Source organism: Serratia sp. 506_PEND (assembly GCF_001076875.1).
In the GTDB taxonomy this organism is placed as follows: domain Bacteria; phylum Pseudomonadota; class Gammaproteobacteria; order Enterobacterales; family Enterobacteriaceae; genus Serratia; species Serratia marcescens.
Map to the genome: position 1 here is coordinate 1 of NZ_JVEL01000530.1, position 584 is coordinate 584.

1 protein-coding gene is annotated in these 584 nt (G+C 56.5%); it reads left to right on the forward strand.

The window, feature by feature from the left end:
* On the forward strand, positions 1-374 hold a 374-nt coding region (locus tag ADK28_RS22325), incomplete at its 5' end, for a hypothetical protein (RefSeq protein WP_048796699.1).
* Positions 375-584: the final 210 nt, after the last annotated feature.

The following is a 584-nucleotide window of genomic DNA, read 5'->3' on the forward strand; positions in this document are numbered from 1 at the left end:
ATCCGGTTTGCGGCAACCTGTTTATCATCTGGCTGGCCGTCTGTTTTGGTCTCAGTCGACAGTTTGGCGTGATGGCCTCACCGGACCTGGCCGGCTACGACACGGGCAGCGACACGCTGCTGGTACTGAGCACCATTCTGTCGCTCACCTGCGGCGTGATGTACGTCGTCTGGGCCTTTAAGGCCCGCGCCGCACTGCGCCACTATGCGCTGAACACCTTCCGCTTCGACCTCAGAATGAATGCGTTCTACACCGTGCTGTTCAACGTCTTCTACATTACGTACTGCATCAATGACATGTCGCAGGCACTGGCAAAACACCGGATTATTCATGGTCAGGTCCCCGTGCCGCCGGAGTCTCCGTCACCGCATTAACTCAGCTCTCCTCCATTTACCCGGCAGGGGCATCCGTGAATGCCCCATCCGTCCGGGTCCCCTCTGAGATTTAACTCAATGACATTACTCAACATACTGGTCTCTGCACTGGGCCGGATACTGACATGGTGCGCCAGCAACCGGGCACAGCAGTTTGTGGAAGACCACTTTCGCGGAGAAGGTTACGACGAAGACAGCATTGATATTGCC